The following is a 19,850-nucleotide window of genomic DNA, read 5'->3' on the forward strand; positions in this document are numbered from 1 at the left end:
CAAAGTGCTACCATGGCGCATGTCTCAGACGGATTTCACCGCCGCAGCGGAGCTCTTCGCCAACAAGCGAAAGTCGTTCCGCTCCCGCGTGCCCCTCAAGTACAAGCGCTTCGACAGCCTGGCCGAGGCCGTTCGCTTCGCCGTCGAGGAACTCGGCGACGACCTCAACGGCATCAACATCCGCACCGAGAACGACGACGTCTCCGGAGCGGCCATCCGCACGCTCTACGACGACGCCGATTACCCCCTCGAGCGAAAGGCGCTTCGGCAGGCATCATGACCCATCCCCTCATCGCCGCCGCCCCCACGGGCGTCGCGGCTCTCGTCGAGGTGCGCAGTCTGGGCGGCGTCAATTTCGTCCGCCCCGACCGGGTCATCGCCATCCAGACGTCGCCCACCGGCACGTCCCTGATCGTCATGGAGGGGGGCACGACCGTCCATTCCTCCGAGACGACGAAGGTCATCGCCGAGCGCATCGCCGCCGCCGATCGCGACCGCTGACCGCTCCGTCCGGCCTCTCCCGGCGCCGCCCGCGGGGTCGGCGCATCCATCGAAACGACAGGTGACATCATGGCTCAGCACAGGTTCAAGGTCGGCGACGTCGTCACCCTCGGCCGCTCCTTCCTCAAGATGCCGGAAGGCCCCTTCGAGGTGATCCGTCTTCTGCCGTCGGATTCCGCCGATCCCGCCTACCGCATCAAGAGCCGCTCGGAATCCTACGAGCGCGCGGTGCGCGAATACGAGATCAAGGCGGCCTGATCGGCCGCTGCATGGCTCCCATGGCGCGCCGGCCTTGCCGGCCCGCCCCTTCCGCCGCTCACTGTCGCCCCCTTGACGTCACGTGAGCGAACGAGCCGGCCATGCAGACCCTGACATCCGAAGGACTTCTCGATGCCGTCCGCCGCTGGGTCGCCATCGAGAGCCCGACCCAGGACGTCGCGGCGGTCAACCGCATGGCGGACCATGCGGAGGCGCTGCTGCGCGGCGCCGGCGCCGGCATCGAGCGCATCCCCGGCACGATGGGCTACGGCGACATCCTGATCGGCCGCATCCCCGGTGAGACCGAGGGCCCAGGCATCCTGCTGCTGGGCCATATCGACACGGTCCATCCCGTCGGTACGCTGACATCGGCCCTGCCCTGGCGGATCGAGGGCGATCGCGCCTACGGCCCCGGCATCTACGACATGAAGGGCGGCAACGCCATCGCCGTGGCGGCACTCGCCCATCTCCGTGCCACCGGCCGGCGCCCGCACATGCCCGTCACCGTGATGTTCATTCCCGACGAGGAGGCCGGCAGTCCGTCCTCGCGCGCGCGCATCGAGGCGGAAGCCCGCCGCCACACCATCGTGCTGGTGGCCGAGCCCTCGGGGGATGGCGGCAGGCTCACCGTCGCCCGCCACGGCATCGCCCGCTATTACCTGAAGACCACGGGCATCCCGGCCCATGCCGGCGCCTATCACGCCAAGGGCCGCAGCGCGATCCGCGAGATGGCCCGCCAGATTCTCGCCGTCGAGGCGATGACCGACTACGATCGCACCATCACCCTGAACGTCGGAACCATGTCCGGCGGCACCCACGAGAACATGGTGCCGATCCACGCCGAGGCCTGCGTCTACGTGCTGGTGCCCTCGGCCGAGGCGGAGGCCGAGGTGCGGGCGAAGCTCCTCGCGCTGACGCCGCACGATCCCGACGTCGAGCTGGAGGTGACGCTCGGCCTCTACCGGCCGTCCTACGGGAAGACGCCGGCCATCCAGGCGCTCTACGACCACGCCGCGGGGCTCGCGCGCGAACTCGGCTTCGAGGTGGCCGGCGAGCGCGTCGCGGGCGGCGGTTCGGACGGCAATTTCACCGGCGCACTCGGCATCCCGACGCTCGACGGACTGGGGGTGATCGGCGACGGCCCCCACACCCACCACGAGCACCTGCTGATCTCGTGCCTCGTTCCCCGCACCAGGCTCTACGTGCGCCTGTTCGAGACCCTGACCCCGGGGGTCGTCGCCGGCTGAAGGGCTGCGGCGCGGCCTATTCCGCCGCTTCGGACAGGGCCCGGCGGCTCCACCAGTCCTCGAGTGCGGAGCGCGTGCAGGCGAGCTTCACGTCCATGCCGCCGGCAAAGGCGTCCCAGGCGGCGGCGAAGCGCTGCGGCACCCCGATCAGCAGCGGCATGTCCGCCGCCACCGCGGCCCCGATCTCGCTCACGAGCCCGCCGCCCTCCGCCTCCATCCGCCCGAACTTGTTGATGACGACGAGCTCGGCAGGCTGGTCCAGGGCCTGCCTGAGCGCAGCGGCGGCCTCCGCCAGCCCGGCCGGGTCGAGCCGGCAGGCATTGGCGCTGCCGGGTCCGAGGTCCTGGCAGATGTTGATCCGCCGGCCGGAGCCGAGGGCTTCCAGCTCCATGTCGAGCTCGGCGCAGCCCGCGCCGGCATTGATCTGGATGAGCCCGGCCACCGCGACGCCCGCGCCCAGCAGGTCGTGGGCGAAAGCTGCGAGCAGGGCGTCGCAGTCGTCGTCGGGGCCGTAGGTGACGGCGGCAATCAGGCTCATGCGGGCGATCCCGTTTTGGGCGATAGGATGGGTCGGGATCGCTCCCGCGTAAAGCGCCTCGGCTGCCGTGGGGCTCGGCAGAAGGCGGGACTCATGGTTTGATGCCGCCGATCACGGCGAGCCCGCAGGTCGGCCGCCACGGCAGGGATGAATGGACATGCTCAAGCTTTCGATGGTCACCCTGGTGGTTGCGGCGGGTTTCGCCGCGGCCGCTCCCGGCAGCGCCGAGGCGAGCCACCGGCGACTCGGGATGCACGGCTGGTGCAGGGCGGATGCGGCCCGGATGATGGGCGTCAGCCGCCGCGCCGTCCTGCTCGACCGTCACGTCGTGCGCACCGGCGGCGGCCGCTACGAAATCCGCGGCCTCGCCTCCCACGGCCGCTACGGCTCCCGCGCCTTCACCTGCCAGTTCAACGCCCACGGCGTCCTGCAGGGCGCCGTCTGAACCGTTCACGCTTTGCGGACCAGGAAGGTCAGGGTTCCCTCGCCCTTCTGCTGATCCTCCAGCACGTCCCCCGTCTCCCTGAGGAGGTGGGGGATGTCGATGCCGGCCATGGGGTCTGTGCAGACCACGGAGACCCGCTGTCCCGCAGCCATCCGGCTCAGCGCCTTGCGGGTCTTGAGGGCGGGCAGGGGGCATTTCAGCCCCTTGAGGTCGAGGATAGCGACATCCGCCGGCGGGGGCGCGCCCGCGCCGGGCGAGGTCGTGGTCATCAGGTTCAGCGCGTCGCCGTCGGGGCGTTCATGCCGTCCCAGGACTTGCCGACGAGGTTGTAGCCGGCCTCGGAGCCGCGCAGCTGCGCGCCGGTCGTGCTGAAGCGCGCGTCTGCCGTCGTCTGGTAGGTCGTGTTGAGAAGGTAGCCGGCGCCCACCGCGATGACGATGGCGGCAGCGAATGCGAGCACGATGGCCTTCATGGTGGTCCCCTCTCGGAAGTTCTTGTTTCCGCGCGCAATTTATCATGCGTCTGGAACCGTTCAAGGGCCGCGGCGTCGCAGCCCCGCCTATTCGATGACGATCGCCGGCGGCGGCTTGATCGTCACGTCGCCGGTGCCCGACAGGCTCGCCCAGACCTGCCGCGCCACGTCGCGATAGACCAGGGAATGCGGGCTCGACGGGTCCGTGGCGACGATCGGCCGGCCGGTATCGGACCGCTCGCGCAGCGCCATGTCGAGCGGCACCTCGCCGAGGAACGGCACGCCCAGCCGCGCGGCCTCCTTGCGGGCGCCGCCATGGCCGAAGATGTCGTAGCGGTTGCCGGTGTCGGGGGCGATGAAATAGCTCATGTTCTCGACGATCCCGAGGATCGGCACCTCGGTCTTGCGGAACATGGCGACGCCGCGCCGGGCGTCGATCAGGGCGAGGTCCTGCGGCGTCGAGACGATGACGGCGCCCGCCAGCGGCGTCGCCTGCGCCATGGTGAGCTGTGCATCGCCGGTGCCGGGCGGCATGTCGACCACGAGCACGTCGAGCTCGCCCCAGGCGACCTCGCGCAGCATCTGGGTGATGGCGCTCATCACCATGGGGCCGCGCCAGATCATCGGCGTCTCTTCCTCGACCAGGAAGCCGATGGACATGACCTTGACGCCGAAGCCCTCCAGCGGGGCGAGGGTGCGCCCGCTCACGACGCGGGGCTTGCCGTGCAGGCCGAAGAGCTTGGGGAGCGAGGGGCCGTAGATGTCGGCGTCGAGGATGCCGACGCGCTGGCCGTTCGCCGCCAGCGCCAGGGCGAGGTTGCAGGCCGTGGTCGACTTTCCGACGCCGCCCTTGCCGGAGGCGACGGCAATGACGTGCCGGACGCCGGGAATGGTCGCCGCCTTCGGGGACGGCGGCTGGGAGGGGCGACCCGGCGCCACATGCGGCTGGGTGGAGGGCGGGGGGCGCGTCGCCCCCGCAACGGGGCCGGCGGGCCGGTCGGCCGTCAGCGACACGAGGGCCTGTCCGACCCCCGGCACGCCGCCGATGGCCGACTGGGCGGCGGCCCGCACCGGCTCCATGGCGGCGGCCTCCGTCGGGTCGATGGCGATGGCGACCATGACCTTGTCGCCGCTGACGAGAATGTCCGAGAGCCGACCGGAGGCCGTCAGCGACTGGCCGCTGGCCGGCAGCTTCACCTGTTCGAGCGCCCGCGCAACTTCTTCGCGTGTGACCATGATGACCCCGTGAGACGAGGGGTCACATAGGGCATCGACACGGGTTGCGGAAGGGCGGGGGCCGTCAGGGCGTGACGGTGAGGCGCAGCACGTAGGAATCGAGCGGCATGGCCCGGTTCGCGGTCGTCAGCTCGCGCGGCGGCGAGACGAGCTCGCCGAAGGCGACGAAGCGGCCCTGTACCGGCACGAAGGGCGCGCCGAGATGGGCGGCCGGCGAGAGCCGGAAGGTCGGCGCCTGGGACCCGACGGCCTCGATCTCGACGACCGGCGCGCCGGTGCGGGTGCAACCGCGGGGCGAGGCGCACTGTCCGTCGGCGACCACCTTGCTGAACCGCAGCTTCATGGCGCGGCCGTTCGGCCCCGTGACCTCGACGGTTTCGCCGCCGCGGATTTCCACGCGCTGCGGCTGCGGCGCCTGGGCCTTGCTCGGCCCGGTGACGAGCAGGAGCACGGTGCTGGCGGCGAGGAACATCAGCGTGGGGGCAGCGATCATGGTCACGTTCGCGATCGTCGGGCTGTTCAGCGTCATATGCGGCTCCGGATATTGCACCCGTGTGTCGCGATGACGCCGTGAATGGTTCAATGCCCATGTGGCGAGGCGGTTGCCGAGCCGCCACGTCGTTCGGCGGTCACGACTCCGCGAGCCGCGCCACGGGCATGGCAGGTCCGGCGGCAATAGGAGCGCCGACCTGCAAATCCATGTTGGACCTGTCATCGAGTCGTGGTAGCAGGCTGCGCCAACCCATAACCGAGCCGACATCCCTCCTCCCGCCGAGTCGAGAGGGCGGACAGGGCTTTACCCGCAGCGGAGTTGGCCATGGCCGTCATCAAGTCCATCGAGGAAGCCCTCACCTTCGACGACGTCCTGCTGCGGCCGGGGCTGTCGGACGTCATGCCGGGCGACGTCGACGTCAGGTCGCGCATCACCCGCACCATCTCTCTCAACATTCCGCTCATGTCCTCCGCCATGGACACGGTCACGGAATATCGCATGGCCATCGCCATGGCCCAGGCCGGCGGCATCGGCGTCATCCACCGCAACCTCGAACCGGAGGTGCAGGCCGACCACGTCCGCCAGGTGAAGCGCTTCGAGAGCGGCATGGTCCTCAACCCCATCACCATCCACCCCGACGAAACCCTGGCCGACGCTCTCGCGCTGATGAAGAAGCACGGCTTCTCGGGCTTTCCCGTGGTCGAGCGCGGCCCGAACGGCAAGGGCGGGAAGCTCGTCGGCATTCTCACGAACCGCGACGTGCGCTTCGCCACCCATCCCGGCCAGCCGGTTTCCGAACTGATGACCAAGGACCGGCTCATCACCGTGGGTGAGGGCGTGACTCAGGAGGAGGCCAAGCGCCTCCTGCATCAGTTCCGCATCGAGAAGCTGCTGGTGGTCGACGAGCACTACCGCTGCACCGGCCTCGTCACGGTCAAGGACATCGAGAAGCAGGTCGCCAACCCCAACGCCTGCAAGGACGAGCAGGGGCGCCTCAGGGTCGCCGCGGCCACCACGGTGGGCGAGCAGGGCTATGAGCGCACGGAGATGCTGATCGACGCGGGCGTCGACCTCGTCGTCGTCGACACCGCCCACGGCCATTCCCAGAAGGTGCTGGACCAGGTGACGCGCATCAAGCGCCTGTCCAACAAGGTCCAGGTCGTCGCCGGCAACGTCGCCACCGGCGCGGCGACGCGCGCCCTCATCGACGCCGGCGCCGACGCCATCAAGGTCGGCATCGGCCCGGGCTCCATCTGCACCACCCGCATCGTCGCCGGCGTCGGGGTACCGCAGCTCACCGCCATCATGGAGAGCGTCGAGGCGGCGCAGGCGAGCGGCACGCCGGTCATCGCCGACGGCGGCATCAAGTTCTCCGGCGATCTCGCCAAGGCGCTGGCGGCCGGCGCCGAGGTCGCCATGATCGGCGGCCTGCTGGCGGGCACCGACGAGGCGCCCGGCGAGGTCTATCTGTGGCAGGGACGCTCCTACAAGAGCTACCGGGGCATGGGCTCGGTGGGCGCCATGGCCCGCGGTTCCGCCGATCGCTACTTCCAGGCCGAGGTGAAGGATACGCTGAAGCTCGTTCCCGAGGGCATCGAGGGGCAGGTCGCCTACAAGGGGCCGGTCTCCACCGTCGTCCACCAGCTCGTCGGCGGCCTGCGGGCGGCCATGGGCTATACCGGCGCCCGCGATCTCGCGGATTTCCGCACCAAGACCGAGTTCGTACGCATCTCCGGCGCCGGTCTGCGTGAGAGCCACGTGCACGACGTGACGATCACGCGCGAGAGCCCGAACTATCCGAACGGCGGCCGGGTCTGAGCCGGCCCTCAGCCGTTCTCCCATAAAAAAGGCGGCCCGCGGGCCGCCTTTCGTCGTCGTGGAGAGGAGGATCAGTCGCAGACGCGCACGCGCCGCACTTCCGGGCCCCAGGGGGTGTCGACCCAGCGGCGCTCGATCCAGCACTCGCGGTAGGGCGAGGCGGCCGCGGCGGCCGCGCCGCCGATGATCAGGGCCGCGGCACCGGCGCCGACCCACGGGCCGGGACCGCGCCAGCCGCGACCACGATAGTAGCCGGGACCGGGGCGGAAGCCGGGACGGCCGGCAAAACCGGGACCCGGACGGAAGCCCGAACGGCCGCCGAAGCCGGGTCCGCCACGGAAGCCGCCGCCGCGGCGCTGCATCTCGACCGGCTGGCTGTGGTCGACGGCGGCGCCGGTCGCCGCACGCTCCGCGGCGAGGGCGGACGACGGCGCGAGGGTGGCACCGCCGAGGGCGAGCGCACCGAAGGCGGCGGAGAGCGCGAGGCTCCTGAAGGAATTCTGACGCATGACGAAGTCTCCCCGAGTACACGACGGGCGTCCTGCCCGCCGGGCCGCGACGCAGTGGGCGCGCCGTCTCGGCCATAGGACCGGCCAATTCCGGTATTTCCTTGACCAACCCGCCGGCAGCATGCTCGGTTCCGCCGCGTTGACAAGATCGGCTCCCGCTTTTGCGGGGTCGTGATGGAGAAAATTCGATGGGTTTGATGAATCCCGGCGGCGCTTCGCTCGTCTGGCCCGTGCTCGCCCAGGTGGCCCTGACCTTCGTGGTCCTCTTCATCATGGGCTTCTACCGGCGCCAGGCCCTCTATGCCCGAGAGGTGCGCCTGAAGGACATCGCCCTGTCGTCGGAAACCTGGCCGCCGAAGGCCCGGCAGGCGGCCAACAACTTCTCCAACCAGTTCGAGACGCCGGTGCTCTTCTACGTGCTGGCCATCATGGCGATCCATGTCGGCGCCACGGGCTGGGTCATGGCCACCTTCGCCTGGCTCTTCGTCGCGACCCGCATCGTGCACGCCTATGTCCATATCGGCTCGAACGACCTGCGCCTGCGCCCGCTCGTCTTCCTGATCGGCTGCCTCGCGCTGGTCGCCATGCTCGTCGGCGTCCTCATCGCCGCGCTTTGACGACAAGGACCCCGGTCTCGCGACCGGGGTCGAAGTCGGGCAGGGAAGCCGGGTCGGGCTCGGCTCACCAGGCGCAGACGTTCACGAGGCGGCGCTGCAGCCCGTAGGGGGTGTCCACCAGGCGGTAGCGGTAGCAGCTCGCCCCGACGGTGGCGACGCCGAGCCCGCCCACCCAGACGCCGTGGCGCCAGACGCGGTGCCGGTGGCCGTGGCCGTGGCGGTGGAAGCCGAGGTGACGCCCGCCGAAGTGGCGACCGCCGCCGAAATGCATGCCGCCGCCGCGGTGGAAGCCGCCGCCACCACCGCCACGGAAGCCGCGCGCCTCGGCGTCGGTCGTGGCGTAGAGGCTGAGGCCGGCAACGGCGGCGCCCGCGAGGGCCATCGTCTTGAGATTGAACATGGTCGTCGTTCCTTGAGCTTGGGTTCGAGGGAGGAAGCCACCCTTCCTCCTTGAGTGCTCGCGGGGCCGGAAAAGGTTCACCCGAAAAATGCCGGCGAGGGCACGGCATATTTTACGCAATCCGTCCCGGTGAAATTAAGCCGGTGTTCAGCGTCGCGGGCGCATGCTCCAGTCGTCTCCCGTCTGGCAGAGGACATGACCGAGGTCACCGGCATCACGGCGCAGGACATTGCCGAGGCGAAGGCTGCACGGCGTTGGGACCTGACGTTTCCCGAACCGATCGAACGGCGATTCGCCGCCGAGATGGACCTCCGGCGCGGCCAGGCCATCCGGCGCGTGCTGCCGCGCACCCTCGTCATCTACAACGCCTTCCTGCTCGGCGATCACCTGCTGACACCGGATGCCGTCTGGCTGTCCTGGATCGTCCATGTGGCCTTGGTGACCCCCTGGATCATCGTCGCCATCGTCCTGATGCCGAAAATCCGGTCGCGGCCCTGTCGCGATCTCCTGGTGGCGAGCCTGCCGCTGTCGATCATCGCCGGCATTCTCGCGGTCTATTCCGTCTCCCGCTCGCCGCTCGCGGCCCACTACCAGTATTTCGTCGTCATCGCGCTGCTCTACGGCAATGCCGTGCTGAGGCCGCGCCTGACCCTGACCCTCGCCATTTCGGCCGTCACCGTCGCCGCCCATGCGCTGGCGCTGGCCACCCACCCGGGCATGGAGCCCGTCGTCGCTCTCTCCGCGGTCTCCTGTCTGGTCGTGGCGGCCTATGTGTCGCTCTCGACCAATGCCGCCATGGAGCGCGACCTGCGCCGGCTCTATCTCATGAGCCTGTCGGAGAGCCTCGTCGCCAGCGATCTTGGCCGCACGGCCGCCGACCTGCACCGCATGTCGTTGGTCGATCCGCTCACGGGCCTCGCCAACCGCCGGGGCATCGATGTCCGCTCGGCCGGTCTTGCCGCGAGTCCCGATGCGGGTTGTGCCGTGTTGATGATCGACGTCGATCGGTTCAAACCCTTCAACGACCGCTACGGCCACCCCGCGGGTGACCGCTGCCTCGTGGCGGTGGCGGGCGCCATCCGCGAGTCGGTGCGGGGCGGATTGGACATCGCCGGCCGCTACGGCGGCGAGGAGTTCCTGGTCCTGCTGCACGCCGCCGGCCTGGAAGAGGCCCTGCGAACCGCCGAGCGGATCCGCTCGACCGTGGAGTCACTCGCCATTCCACACGAGGCCTCGGAGGCGGGGCGGGTGACGGTCAGCGTCGGCCTCGCCATGGCCGAGCCCGGCGCTGGAGACCTCTGCCCGACCGTCGGCGAGGCGGATGCGGCCCTCTACGAGGCCAAACAGGCCGGCCGCAACCGGGTCCGCGCCTGGATTCCCGGCGCCGTGTCCCGGCGCCGGCCGCCCGGCGGCATCGTGCCGGACGCCGCCTGAACCCCGAAGGGTCCTTGCCGGCGGTGCCCGTCAGCGGCTAACACCCCGTCTCTGGCGGCCGAGACCGCCCCGGAGCCGCCGTGACCCCTTCAGCCCGCCTGTCCGCTGCCATCGAGGTCCTCGCCGATATCGAGGCGCGCCGGCGTCCCGCCCCGGACGCCCTGAAGGACTGGGGCCTCGCCCACCGTTTCGCCGGGTCGAAGGACCGCGCCGCCATCGCCAGTCTGGTCTATGACGCGCTGCGCCGCCGCGCCTCGGCGGCGCACGTCATGGGGGAGGCGGGCCCGCGGGCGGTGCTTCTCGGCGCCCTCGCCCTCGGCCGCGGCATGGACGTCGAGGCCATCGCAGGCCTGTGCACGGGCGAGCGCTTCGCGCCGGAGCCGCTGACGGCGGAGGAGCGGCGGCGCCTCGCCGCCCTCGACCTCTCCGGCGCCCCGCCGGCCGTGGCGGGCGACTTCCCGGACTGGCTGGCGGATGACCTCGCTGCCGCCTTCGGCGACCGGCTCGTGCCGGAGATGGCCGCCCTGGCGGAGCGCGCCCCCATCGACATCCGTGTCAACACGCTGAAGACCGAGCGCATGCGGCTCCTGCCGGAGCTCGCCCATCTCGGCCCCGAACTGACGCCCCATGCGCCCACCGGCCTGCGCTTCGGCCATGGCGAGGACGGCCGCGGCCCGACTCTTCAGGTGACGCCGGAATTCCTCAAGGGCCTGTTCGAGATCCAGGACGAGGGCTCGCAGCTCGTCGCCGCCCTGACCGGCGCCGGCCCCGACATGCAGGTCGTCGACCTCTGCGCCGGTGGCGGCGGCAAGACGCTGGAGCTGGCGGCGCTCATGGACAATTCCGGCCAGATCTACGCGACCGACGCCGATGCGCGCCGCCTCGCTCCCATCCACGATCGTCTCGCCCGCGCCGGCGTCCGCAACGTGCAGGTACGCACCCCCAAGGGCAGGGGAGACGAGCCGCTGGCCGACCTCGCCGGCAAGATCGATCTCGTTGTGGTGGATGCCCCCTGCACCGGCATCGGCACCTGGCGGCGCAACCCCGACACCAAGTGGCGGGTGCGCCCCGGCGCCCTCGACGAACGGATGAAGGACCAGGACCTCGTCCTCGACCGCGCGGCGAAGCTGGTGAAGAAGGGCGGCCGCATCGCCTACATCACCTGCTCGGTCATCCCGCGCGAGAACGACCAGCGCGTTGCCGCCTTCCTGAAGGGGAATCGCGACTTCACGGCCGTCGACCCCCGCGAGGTTCTGGCGCTTGCACCCGACACGCTCTCCGAGCGCGACGACCTCGTCACGCCCGCCGGCCTCGGCCTGCAGCTGTCGCCGCTCAGGACGAGGACGGACGGCTTCTATTGCGCGGTCCTGGAACGATCCCGATGAGCGGCCGACATCTCTCCCGCCGCCTCGTCCTGGCTGCTGCGCTCGGCGTCGCGCCGGTCGTCGCGCAGGCCCAGCCGGTCGCCCGCGTCTCCACGCGCGAGGCCGCGGCGGCGGCCCGCCTCATCAATGCCTATCGGGCCAGCCGGCGGCTCGGCGCGTTGCGGGTCGATGCCCGCCTCAACGCGGTCGCCGCCGAACATGCCCGCGCCATGGCGGGGGTCGATCTCCTGTCCCACGACATCGGCGAGGCCTATGCGGTCCGGATGCGCCGGCACGGACTTCCCACGGCTTCGGAAAATCTCGGCTGGGGCTACGAGACGGTCGCCGAGGCGGTCACTGCCTGGCGCGCCTCGCCGCCGCACCACGCCAACCTGGTGAAGGCGCACGTCCGCATGGGTCTCGCCCGCGCCGTGGCGCCGGGCATGCGCCCCTACTGGGTGCTGGTCCTCGCCCCCTGACGTCCTGCTGCCATTCCCGTGTTGACGGCGCGAAGCCCGGACTTGCGCCATTCCCGGCATGGTCGTAACGCAGGGCCATGACCCAGCACGACTCCATTCTCATCATCGACTTCGGCTCGCAGGTGACCCAGCTCATCGCACGGCGCGTCCGCGAGGCGGGCGTCTATTGCGAGATCCATCCCTTCCAGTCGGCGGAAGCCGCCTATCGCAGGCTGAAGCCGAAGGGGGTCATCCTGTCCGGTGGCCCCGCCTCGGTCACGGAGGACTTCTCGCCCCGCGCCCCGCAGTTGATCTTCGACGAGAAGCTCCCCGTCTTCGGCATCTGCTACGGCGAGCAGACCATGGCCGAGCAGCTCGGCGGCAAGGTCGAGGCCGGCCATCACCGGGAGTTCGGCCGCGCCTTCCTCGAGGTGCAGAAGCCGAGCAAGCTGTTCGAGGGCGTCTGGGAGCCGGGCAGCCGTCACCAGGTATGGATGAGCCACGGCGACCGCGTGACCCGCCTGCCCGAGGGCTTTGAGGTGGTGGCGACCTCCGACAACGCCCCCTATGCCGCCATCGCCGACGAGAAGCGCAACTACTACGCCGTCCAGTTCCACCCGGAGGTCGTCCACACGCCGGACGGCGCCAAGCTCATCGGCAATTTCGTCCACAACATTGCCGGCGCGAAATCCGACTGGACCATGTCGGCCTATCGTCAGGAGATGATCGCCAAGATCCGCGCCCAGGTCGGCAAGGGCAAGGTGATCTGCGGCCTGTCCGGCGGCGTCGATTCCTCCGTCGCGGCCGTGCTCATCCACGAGGCCATCGGCGACCAGCTCACCTGCGTCTTCGTCGACCACGGCCTGATGCGCCAGAACGAGGCAAGGGAGGTCGTCGACCTCTTCCGCGGCCACTACAATATCCCGCTAGTCCACGTGGACGCGGCCGACCTCTTCCTCGGCGAACTCGCCGGGGTCACCGATCCGGAGACCAAGCGCAAAACCATCGGCCGCCTCTTCATCGAGGTCTTCGAGAAGGAGGCCAAGGCCATCGGCGGCGCGGAGTTCCTCGCCCAGGGCACGCTCTATCCCGACGTGATCGAGAGCGTCTCCTTCACCGGCGGCCCCTCGGTCACCATCAAGAGCCACCACAATGTCGGCGGCCTGCCCGAGCGCATGAACATGAAGCTCGTGGAGCCGCTGCGCGAGCTCTTCAAGGACGAAGTGCGGGCGCTCGGCCGCGAGCTCGGCCTTCCCGACAGCTTCGTCGGCCGTCATCCCTTCCCGGGACCGGGCCTCGCCATCCGCATCCCCGGCGACATCACGCGCGAGAAGCTCGACATCCTGCGCCAGGCGGACGCCATCTATCTCGACGAGATCCGCAAGGCCGGCCTCTACGACATCATCTGGCAGGCCTTCGCCGTGCTGCTCCCCGTGCGCACCGTCGGCGTCATGGGCGACGGACGCACCTACGACCACGTCTGTGCGCTTCGCGCCGTGACCTCCGTCGACGGCATGACCGCCGACTTCTACCCCTTCGACATGAACTTCCTCGGCCGCGCCGCCACCCGCATCATCAACGAGGTGCGCGGCATCAACCGGGTCGTCTATGACGTGACCTCGAAGCCGCCGGGGACCATCGAGTGGGAGTGAGGCGGTCCATCCTGAAGGCGCCCGCGCTGCGATGAGCCAGAAGTCGTCGACCCCGTCCCGCGAGCGCCGCATCAAGCGCATCTGCGTGCGCCAGGGCCTGCATCTGATGACGGCGCAGAAGCCCGACAAGCAGGTCCTGGCCCATGGCGGCTATATGCTGCGCGATGCCGAGACCATGGCCATCGTGCTGGGCGACAAGGGCTATCTCTTCTCCGCCGACCTCGACGACGTCGAGGCCTATCTCGACGCCCTGGAATGAGGCGAGCCCGATGACTGTGACGATCTACGGGATCACCACCTGCGACACCGTCCGCAAGGCGAGGACCTGGCTCGACCAGAAGGGCATCACCTACCACTTCCACGACTTCCGCAAGGACGGGCTGGATGCCGCACGTCTGGGCGGCTGGCTCGACGGGCTCGGCTGGGAGACGGTGCTGAACCGCGCCGGCACCTCCTTCCGCGCGCTTCCCGAGGCGGAGCGCACGGGCCTCGACCGCGACAAGGCGGCGGCGCTGATCCTCGCCAACCCCACGCTGGTGAAGCGCCCGGTTCTGGATGCGGACGGCAGGGTCACCGTCGGCTTCAAGCCGGACACCTACGCGGCTCTCTTCAGCCGCTGACGCCGGCCGCTGGCCCCCGGTCCCGCAGCGCCACCCACAGGCCGAGCCCGCAGCCGGCCGCAGCCGTGACAAAGGGCGCCCAGGACGCTGCGAGCGCCCATCCATAGCTTGTAAAGTACGGCGTGCCTCTGAGCTGGTAGAAGGCGAAGAGCCCGAGCACCGCCGCTCCATAGCCGCCGACGAGGCCGAGCCCGCCGCCGATGGCCGCGCGGACGCCCCGCGGGGCAGGTTGGCGCGGCGCGACGTCGCCGCCCTCGCGGCGGAGTTCCCGCCGCCGCGTCACCACGGCCGCCGTCGCGCCGGTGGCGAGCGCGGTGAGGCAGGCGACGAAGGGGCCGATGACGAAGACCAGCCCCATGGCCGCGGCGCCCTCGCGCTGCGACACATCGAAGACCTCGAACAGGACGAGCCCGATCGCCACCGCCGCGAGGAATCCGCCGACGAGGCCGATCACCGCCCAGAGCAGGGCCCAACCGAATATGCGCATCGACAGTCCTCCGCCGTCGTCTCCGGCGCAGGCCTGATTAGGACGCGTGCGTTGCCGGGCCGTGGCTCGCGCCCGGCCCCGTGTTTCGGAATGGAAGGAAAGGGCGGGCGCTCAGGGCGCGCGGGCGGGCCGCGGTGCCGGCAGCGGCGCAAAGCCGATGGCGGCAGAGGGCAGGGGGGCCTCCTCGGTCGCCGCCGGAACTGTGGCCGGGGGCGCCGCCGACAGCGAGATCGTGCGCGGCGCGGTGGCGGGAGGCGCCTGCATCTGGATCGGCGGCGGGCCCGCCGGGGCAGCGGCGACCGGCGGCGGGGCCGGATCGGCCGGCACGATGACCCGCGCCTGGACCTTGTTCGGGTCGGCCTCCGTGCCCGGCAGCGTGACCGGCCTCGACTGGCTGGAGGCGAGCGCCGGAGCCTCGGGCGCCGGCGGCGGTGCAGCCGGAAGCAGGACCGGCGCGAGTTCGGCCTGGATCATCTCGCGGTTGGCGAGGGTGAACACCGCGGCCGATCCGCCGGCGAGGGCGATGGCGAAGACCGTGAAGGCGAGACGTCGCCAGCGCGCACCGCGCAGGCGGCGGGCCATCGCGCGTTCGCGCGCCGGGTCATAGGCCGTCGCGAAATCATCCGCGTCGTTCGGGAGGGTCTGCGCTGCGTCGGGCAATGTCACTGGAACGTGTTTCATTCGACCAAGGGCAGGTGATGCAATGGACCGCTACCACGTCCCGCCGCGGCGAGAAAGCTTCAGGACGATGGCGATGAAAGCTCCCCCTGAATGATCTCCAAATGTGGCGGGGATGGGGAGCCGGCGGAATTTGTCGGCGGCCGCCACGAATCCGCCGCCGGAGCCCCCGATCAGCAGGCCTCGCGCCTCCCGCCGCCGCGCTCGTGCCGCGTTTGCGTCGGACAGGGGGAGTTGATAGGTTCCGCCGCTTCCGACAGGGGCTTGCGCGACCCGCATCGGGGCACCGCAGCTGGATGAGACCATGGCCGATATTTTCGACGAAGTAGAAGAAGACCTGCGCCGGGCGCGGTTCGAAAGGCTGTGGTCGAAATACTGGCCCGTCATGCTCGGCTTCGCCGTGGTGGTCGTGGTGGTCGTCGGCGGCTGGCGCTTCTACGACTATCTCCAGGCTCAGCGATCCGCCGCCGCCGGCGCGAAGTTCGAGGCGGCGCTGCGCCTGTCCCGCACCAGCGGCAGCGAGGCGGAGCAGCAGTTCGCCGCCCTCGCCTCCGACGCGCCGTCGGGTTACCGGATCCTCGCCCGCTTCCGTCAGGCGACCGAGCTCGCCGCGCGCGACAAGGCGGCCGGGGCCGCCGCCTTCGACGCCCTCGCCGCCGACGGCGGCATCGGCCCTGTTCTGCAGGACCTCGCCCGCCTGCGCGCCGCCTATGCCCTGGTCGACAGTGCGCCGCCGGCCGAACTCGTCCGCCGCGCCGAGCCGCTCGCCTCCGCCGACGGCCCCTTCCGCCACTCGGCGCGGGAGATTCTCGCCCTCGCCGCGCTCAAGGCGGGTGATCGCCCGGCGGCCGAGCGCTGGATCAAGGCCATCCAGGACGACCGCGAGACGCCCCAGGGGGTGCGCGGCCGCGCCGACCTCATGTCCACCGTCTTCTCCGCCAGCGGCAGCTGAGCGCTTTCGGGAACAACGCTATGACCATCGATCGACCCGACCGCCGACTGATCCTGCGCACCGGCATGCTCGCCGCCCTCGGCCTCGGCCTCGCCGGGTGCGAGACGCTGCAGGACCTTCCCTCCATGTTCGAGCGCCGCCAGCCGCCGCTCGCCGGCGACCGCCGCGCCGTCTTCCCCGAAGGCGTCCCCGGCATCGATCGGTCGATCCAGCAGCCCGCCAACTCGCCCGTCGGCGCCGCACCGCCGCCCGAGCCTGCGCCGTCGGCGCCGGCGCGCGGCCGCTGACCCGCATCGCACCCCTCATGACCTTCACGCTCGCCATCGTCGGCCGGCCCAATGTCGGCAAGTCGACGCTGTTCAACCGTCTCGTCGGCAAGCGCATCGCGCTGGTCGACGACCGGCCGGGCGTGACCCGCGACCGCCGCGAGGGCGAGGCGAGCCTGGGCGACCTCGAGTTCACCATCATCGACACGGCCGGCCTCGAGGACACCCGCGAGGGCAGCCTCGAGAGCCGCATGCGGGCGCAGACCGAGGAAGCCATCCGCCTCGCCGACGCCGTGCTCTTCATGATCGACGCCCGCATCGGCCTCACCCCCGACGACCGCTCCTTCGCCGAGCTCGTGCGCAAGTCGGGCAAGCCGGTGATCCTCGCCGCCAACAAGAGCGAGGGGAAGGTCGGCATGGCCGGCGCCTACGAGGCCTTCGGCCTCGGCCTCGGCGATCCCGTGCCGCTTTCGGCCGAGCACGGCGAAGGCATCAACGAGCTCTACGAGGCCCTCGCCGCCCTCATGCCGCCGCCGGTCTTCGCCGACGAGGACGAGGACGAGCAGGCGGAGGACGACCTGCCCGCCGGCGACCAGGAGGCGCCGCCCGAGGACCTGTCGAAGCCGATTCCGGTGGCCATCGTCGGCCGACCGAATGCCGGCAAGTCCACCCTCGTCAACGCCCTCATCGGCGAGGACCGCCTGCTCACCGGCCCGGAGGCCGGCATCACCCGCGATTCCATCTCCGTCGACTGGGAGTGGGGCGGCCGCAAGTTCCGCCTCGTCGACACGGCGGGCCTGAGGAAGCGGGCGCGCATCGAGGACAAGCTGGAGAAGCTCTCCGTCGCCGACGCGCTGCGCTCCATCCGCTTCGCCGAAGTGGTGGTCGTCTGCATGGACGCCACCAAGCCCTTCGAGGACCAGGACCTCAGGATCGCCGACCTCGCCTCCAAGGAGGGCAGGGCGGTGGTCCTCGCCTTCACCAAATGGGACCTTGTGCCGCACAAGGGCGGCAAGGCGGCGAAGCTGCGCGAGGAGACCGATCACTGGCTGCCGCAGATCAAGGGCTGCCCCGTCGTCGCCAACTCGGCCGAGACCGGACAGGGCCTCGACCGGCTGATGCAGGCGATCCTCGATGCCCGGGTGCCGTGGCAGAAGCGCATCTCCACCAGCACGCTGGTGCGCTGGCTGCAGGAGACTATCGACCACCATCCGCCGCCGGCGGTCACCGGCCGCCGCATCAAGCTGCGCTACATGACGCAGGCCAAGACGCGGCCGCCGACCTTCGTCGCCTTCTGCTCGCGCCCCGAGGCGCTGCCCGAGAGCTATCTGCGCTATCTGGTCAACGGCCTGCGGGAGAGCTTCGACCTCCAGGGCACCCCGATCCGCTTCCACCTGAAGAAGACGGACAATCCCTACGAGGAAAAGGGCCGGAAGATCCGGTAGAGGGCGTCGCCGGCGCGCTGCCGTCCGATTTCAATACCCCAGGGTGAACCGCATGCGCGCGTGCTTGCCCGTCTCCAGTTCGTCCACCATCGCCACCGCGAAGTCCTCGGCCGAGATGGCGCTGTTGCCGGCGGCGTCCACGATCAACTGGTCGGTCCCGAGCCGGAAGCGCCCGGTGCGCTCGCCCGGCTGGATCACCGCGGCGGGCGAGAGGAAGGTCCAGTTGAGCGCCGGCTCGGCCTTCAGCTTGTCCAGGAAGGCGCCGCCGGCCTTGGCCTCGCCGAGGTAGAGCGCCGGGAACTGCGGCGTGTCGAAGAGCTTCACGCCGGGAGCGACCTCGAGGCTGCCGGCGCCGCCCACGACCAGATAGCGCGCCACGCCCGAAGCCTTGGCGGCACCGATCAACGTGTCGGCGTCGGAGGCGAGATAATGCACCGACGAGATGACCGCGTCGTGGCCGGCATAGGCGGCGGCGAGCGCCTTTCCGTCGAAGGCGTCTACGGCCCTGGCGGTTACGCCGGGCAGGGCGGCGATCTTCGCGGTGTCGCGGGCAAGCGCCGTCACCTGGTGGCCGCGGGCCGAGAGTTCGGCGAGGATGCGCGATCCGACCATGCCGGAGGCGCCGAGGAGAGCGACTTTCATCGAGGATGTCCCTATGGTAGTTACCAATGGAGACCAGATAGCTGCTGGAGAGCGCCTGCGTAAGAAGGCACTTTCCGCTCACGAGGTCACCGGGAAGGAACCGCCATGGCCGCGACGATCAGGATCGAGGAACCCGCAAAGGCGATGGGCGCGAGCGCCCATCTTTCGCCCGACGTCTTCGCGGCCGATTGCCCCACCCGCCGCGTCCTCGACCGGATCGGCGACAAATGGGCGGTGCTGATCCTGATCCTGCTGGCCCGCGGCACCACGCGCTTCAACGAGCTGCGGCGTCTCATCGACGGCATCTCGCAGAAGATGCTGTCGCAGACTCTGAAGAGCCTGGAGCGCGACGGCCTCGTCTCCCGCCGCGTCATCCCCACCGTGCCGGTGGCGGTGGAATATGCGATCACGCCGCTGGGGCGGACGCTGCACGATGCGGTCGATCCGCTGCGCATCTGGGCCGAGACCCATATCGCCGCCGTGGAGGCGGCGCAGAAGCGCTACGACGGGGGCGGGCAGGCCAGCGCCTGAGCGACGGCACTCTCGTGAGACGTCCGGAGCCGCCTCAGGCCGGGTCGCGGAAGCTCTTCCAGCTCCGGGTGGGGTAGTCGTAGAGGCGACCGCTCTCGGTCACCGAGGTGAGGCACATGGCGACGATGGCCTCGGCGGCGGCCTCGGGCGGCTCCAGCGTCTGCGGATCCTCACCCGGCATGGCCTGCGCCCGCATGGTGGTGCGGATCGGCCCGGGATTGAACAGGTTCACCCGGATCGCCGTCCTCTCGGTCTCGGCCGCATAGGTGCGGGCGAGGGCGTCGACGGCGGCCTTGGTCGAGGAATAGGGACCCCAGAAAGGCCGGCACTTGGTGGCGGCGCCGGAGGTCACGAAGACGGCGCGGCCCGCAACGGATGCCTGCAGCAGCGGGTCGAAGGAGCGGATCAGCCGCCACTGCGCCGTCAGGTTCACCGCGACGATCTGGTCCCAGTCCTTCGGCACCACATGGCCGAGCGGCGAGATCGGGCCGAGGATGGCGCCGTTGGCGACGAGCACATCGAGCTTTCCCCAACGCTCGTGGATGGCGAGGCCGAGCCTGTCGAGACCGTCGCCGTCGCGGATGTCGAGCGGCACCAGGGTGGGCGCGAGGCCGCCCGCCTGGCGGATGGCGTCGTCGAGGGATTCCAGGCCCCCCTGCGTGCGGGCCACGGCGACCACCTGCGCGCCGCCGGCGGCCAGCGCCAGGGCGGTGGCGCGGCCGATGCCGCGCGAGGCGCCGGTGACGCAGGCGATGCGTCCGGAAAAGGGCTTGTCGGTCATGGGATT

The 19,850-nt window shown here is 70.5% G+C and carries 28 protein-coding genes; 17 read left to right on the forward strand and 11 right to left on the reverse strand.

Annotated elements, in window-relative coordinates; translation table 11 throughout:
• Positions 1–19: 19 nt before the first annotated feature.
• From C6569_RS05095 to C6569_RS05110, 4 genes are all read left to right on the forward strand, one after another.
• Entirely contained in the window at positions 20–280 is a 261-nt protein-coding gene (locus C6569_RS05095; RefSeq protein WP_106747818.1) for a hypothetical protein, read from the forward strand.
• Positions 277–501, forward strand: a complete 225-nt coding sequence (locus C6569_RS05100; RefSeq protein ID WP_106747819.1) for a hypothetical protein — start codon at positions 277–279, stop codon at positions 499–501. Before C6569_RS05095 ends, C6569_RS05100 begins: the two co-directional genes overlap by 4 nt.
• Positions 502–570: 69 nt before the next feature.
• Positions 571–759, forward strand: coding sequence for a hypothetical protein (locus C6569_RS05105; protein WP_106747820.1), 189 nt, complete (start codon positions 571–573; stop codon positions 757–759).
• Positions 760–860: 101 nt separating this feature from the next.
• The gene (locus C6569_RS05110) at positions 861–2,006 is read left to right on the forward strand and encodes a M20 family metallopeptidase (RefSeq protein WP_106747821.1); all 1,146 of its coding nucleotides are present in this window, start codon (positions 861–863) and stop codon (positions 2,004–2,006) included.
• 16 nt (positions 2,007–2,022) lie between these two features.
• Here C6569_RS05110 and C6569_RS05115 read toward each other — a convergent pair whose 3' ends face one another.
• On the reverse strand, positions 2,023–2,544 hold the full coding sequence (locus C6569_RS05115) for a DUF2478 domain-containing protein (RefSeq protein ID WP_106747822.1): 522 nt from the start codon (positions 2,542–2,544) through the stop codon (positions 2,023–2,025).
• A 157-nt stretch (positions 2,545–2,701) separates the two neighbouring features.
• On the opposite strand from C6569_RS05115, the gene C6569_RS05120 reads away from it, so the two are divergent.
• Positions 2,702–2,989 (forward strand): hypothetical protein, encoded by a 288-nt coding sequence (locus tag C6569_RS05120; protein ID WP_106747823.1) that lies wholly within the window; start codon positions 2,702–2,704, stop codon positions 2,987–2,989.
• A 5-nt stretch (positions 2,990–2,994) separates the two neighbouring features.
• Here the strand turns inward: C6569_RS05120 and C6569_RS05125 are convergent, their stop codons facing one another.
• The 4 genes from C6569_RS05125 to C6569_RS05140 all read right to left on the reverse strand — a co-directional run bounded on the left by C6569_RS05125 (position 2,995) and on the right by C6569_RS05140 (position 5,226).
• Positions 2,995–3,258, reverse strand: coding sequence for a sulfurtransferase TusA family protein (locus C6569_RS05125; protein ID WP_106747824.1), 264 nt, complete (start codon positions 3,256–3,258; stop codon positions 2,995–2,997).
• A 5-nt stretch (positions 3,259–3,263) separates the two neighbouring features.
• Positions 3,264–3,461, reverse strand: coding sequence for a hypothetical protein (locus C6569_RS05130; RefSeq protein WP_106747825.1), 198 nt, complete (start codon positions 3,459–3,461; stop codon positions 3,264–3,266).
• 87 nt (positions 3,462–3,548) lie between these two features.
• Positions 3,549–4,700 carry an Mrp/NBP35 family ATP-binding protein gene (locus tag C6569_RS05135; RefSeq protein WP_106747826.1) on the reverse strand — a complete coding sequence of 384 codons (1,152 nt, stop codon included), beginning with the start codon at positions 4,698–4,700 and terminating at the stop codon, positions 3,549–3,551.
• Between the two features lie 61 nt (positions 4,701–4,761).
• Positions 4,762–5,226 (reverse strand): hypothetical protein, encoded by a 465-nt coding sequence (locus C6569_RS05140; RefSeq protein WP_106747827.1) that lies wholly within the window; start codon positions 5,224–5,226, stop codon positions 4,762–4,764.
• Between the two features lie 288 nt (positions 5,227–5,514).
• On the opposite strand from C6569_RS05140, the gene guaB reads away from it, so the two are divergent.
• Entirely contained in the window at positions 5,515–7,008 is a 1,494-nt protein-coding gene (gene guaB / locus C6569_RS05145) for an IMP dehydrogenase (protein ID WP_106747828.1), read from the forward strand.
• 71 nt (positions 7,009–7,079) lie between these two features.
• On the opposite strand, the gene C6569_RS21880 is transcribed toward guaB, so the two are convergent.
• Positions 7,080–7,517 (reverse strand): hypothetical protein, encoded by a 438-nt coding sequence (locus C6569_RS21880; RefSeq protein ID WP_181313916.1) that lies wholly within the window; start codon positions 7,515–7,517, stop codon positions 7,080–7,082.
• A gap of 188 nt (positions 7,518–7,705) precedes the next feature.
• Here C6569_RS21880 and C6569_RS05155 point away from each other — a divergent pair, with 188 nt between their 5' ends.
• Positions 7,706–8,134, forward strand: a complete 429-nt coding sequence (locus C6569_RS05155) for an MAPEG family protein (protein WP_106747829.1) — start codon at positions 7,706–7,708, stop codon at positions 8,132–8,134.
• 64 nt (positions 8,135–8,198) lie between these two features.
• On the opposite strand, the gene C6569_RS05160 is transcribed toward C6569_RS05155, so the two are convergent.
• Positions 8,199–8,534 carry a sulfur globule protein precursor gene (locus tag C6569_RS05160; RefSeq protein WP_106747830.1) on the reverse strand — a complete coding sequence of 112 codons (336 nt, stop codon included), beginning with the start codon at positions 8,532–8,534 and terminating at the stop codon, positions 8,199–8,201.
• Positions 8,535–8,729: 195 nt separating this feature from the next.
• On the opposite strand from C6569_RS05160, the gene C6569_RS05165 reads away from it, so the two are divergent.
• The 6 genes from C6569_RS05165 (at position 8,730) to C6569_RS05190 (ending at position 14,062) form a co-directional block, all read left to right on the forward strand.
• Positions 8,730–9,968: a GGDEF domain-containing protein gene (locus tag C6569_RS05165; RefSeq protein ID WP_106747831.1), complete on the forward strand. Its 1,239-nt coding sequence runs from the start codon at positions 8,730–8,732 to the stop codon at positions 9,966–9,968.
• Positions 9,969–10,048: 80 nt separating this feature from the next.
• Entirely contained in the window at positions 10,049–11,353 is a 1,305-nt protein-coding gene (locus C6569_RS05170; RefSeq protein ID WP_106747832.1) for an RsmB/NOP family class I SAM-dependent RNA methyltransferase, read from the forward strand.
• Complete coding sequence (locus C6569_RS05175; protein ID WP_106747833.1) at positions 11,350–11,811, forward strand: CAP domain-containing protein; 462 nt, start codon at positions 11,350–11,352, stop codon at positions 11,809–11,811. The genes C6569_RS05170 and C6569_RS05175 overlap by 4 nt, the downstream gene beginning before the upstream one ends.
• 77 nt (positions 11,812–11,888) lie before the next feature.
• The gene (guaA, locus tag C6569_RS05180) at positions 11,889–13,442 is read left to right on the forward strand and encodes a glutamine-hydrolyzing GMP synthase (protein WP_106747834.1); all 1,554 of its coding nucleotides are present in this window, start codon (positions 11,889–11,891) and stop codon (positions 13,440–13,442) included.
• Positions 13,443–13,473: 31 nt separating this feature from the next.
• A complete protein-coding gene (locus tag C6569_RS05185; protein ID WP_106747835.1) occupies positions 13,474–13,701 on the forward strand; it encodes a hypothetical protein in 228 nt (75 codons plus the stop codon).
• 10 nt (positions 13,702–13,711) lie between these two features.
• Positions 13,712–14,062: an arsenate reductase gene (locus tag C6569_RS05190; RefSeq protein WP_106747836.1), complete on the forward strand. Its 351-nt coding sequence runs from the start codon at positions 13,712–13,714 to the stop codon at positions 14,060–14,062.
• Here C6569_RS05190 and C6569_RS05195 read toward each other — a convergent pair.
• Both C6569_RS05195 and C6569_RS05200 read right to left on the reverse strand, forming a co-directional pair.
• Positions 14,052–14,549, reverse strand: coding sequence for a hypothetical protein (locus C6569_RS05195; RefSeq protein ID WP_106747837.1), 498 nt, complete (start codon positions 14,547–14,549; stop codon positions 14,052–14,054). The genes C6569_RS05190 and C6569_RS05195 overlap by 11 nt on opposite strands.
• Positions 14,550–14,660: 111 nt before the next feature.
• Positions 14,661–15,131 (reverse strand): hypothetical protein, encoded by a 471-nt coding sequence (locus tag C6569_RS05200; protein WP_146144733.1) that lies wholly within the window; start codon positions 15,129–15,131, stop codon positions 14,661–14,663.
• 400 nt (positions 15,132–15,531) lie between these two features.
• Between C6569_RS05200 and C6569_RS05205 the strand changes: the two genes are divergently transcribed.
• Genes C6569_RS05205 through der form a run of 3 tightly spaced genes read left to right on the forward strand, consistent with a single transcriptional unit; the run spans position 15,532 to position 17,890 of the window.
• Positions 15,532–16,179: a tetratricopeptide repeat protein gene (locus tag C6569_RS05205; protein WP_245898243.1), complete on the forward strand. Its 648-nt coding sequence runs from the start codon at positions 15,532–15,534 to the stop codon at positions 16,177–16,179.
• Between the two features lie 20 nt (positions 16,180–16,199).
• Positions 16,200–16,466 carry a hypothetical protein gene (locus C6569_RS22155; protein ID WP_245898244.1) on the forward strand — a complete coding sequence of 89 codons (267 nt, stop codon included), beginning with the start codon at positions 16,200–16,202 and terminating at the stop codon, positions 16,464–16,466.
• A 17-nt stretch (positions 16,467–16,483) separates the two neighbouring features.
• Positions 16,484–17,890, forward strand: coding sequence for a ribosome biogenesis GTPase Der (gene der, locus C6569_RS05210; RefSeq protein WP_106747839.1), 1,407 nt, complete (start codon positions 16,484–16,486; stop codon positions 17,888–17,890).
• A 30-nt stretch (positions 17,891–17,920) separates the two neighbouring features.
• Here the strand turns inward: der and C6569_RS05215 are convergent, their stop codons facing one another.
• Positions 17,921–18,532, reverse strand: coding sequence for an NAD(P)-dependent oxidoreductase (locus C6569_RS05215; RefSeq protein ID WP_106747840.1), 612 nt, complete (start codon positions 18,530–18,532; stop codon positions 17,921–17,923).
• 105 nt (positions 18,533–18,637) lie between these two features.
• Here C6569_RS05215 and C6569_RS05220 point away from each other — a divergent pair, with 105 nt between their 5' ends.
• Entirely contained in the window at positions 18,638–19,063 is a 426-nt protein-coding gene (locus C6569_RS05220) for a winged helix-turn-helix transcriptional regulator (RefSeq protein WP_425440700.1), read from the forward strand.
• A 34-nt stretch (positions 19,064–19,097) separates the two neighbouring features.
• On the opposite strand, the gene C6569_RS05225 is transcribed toward C6569_RS05220, so the two are convergent.
• On the reverse strand, positions 19,098–19,844 hold the full coding sequence (locus C6569_RS05225; RefSeq protein WP_106747841.1) for an SDR family NAD(P)-dependent oxidoreductase: 747 nt from the start codon (positions 19,842–19,844) through the stop codon (positions 19,098–19,100).
• Between the last annotated feature and the right edge of the window lie 6 nt (positions 19,845–19,850).

Source organism: Phreatobacter cathodiphilus (assembly GCF_003008515.1).
Classification (GTDB): domain Bacteria; phylum Pseudomonadota; class Alphaproteobacteria; order Rhizobiales; family Phreatobacteraceae; genus Phreatobacter; species Phreatobacter cathodiphilus.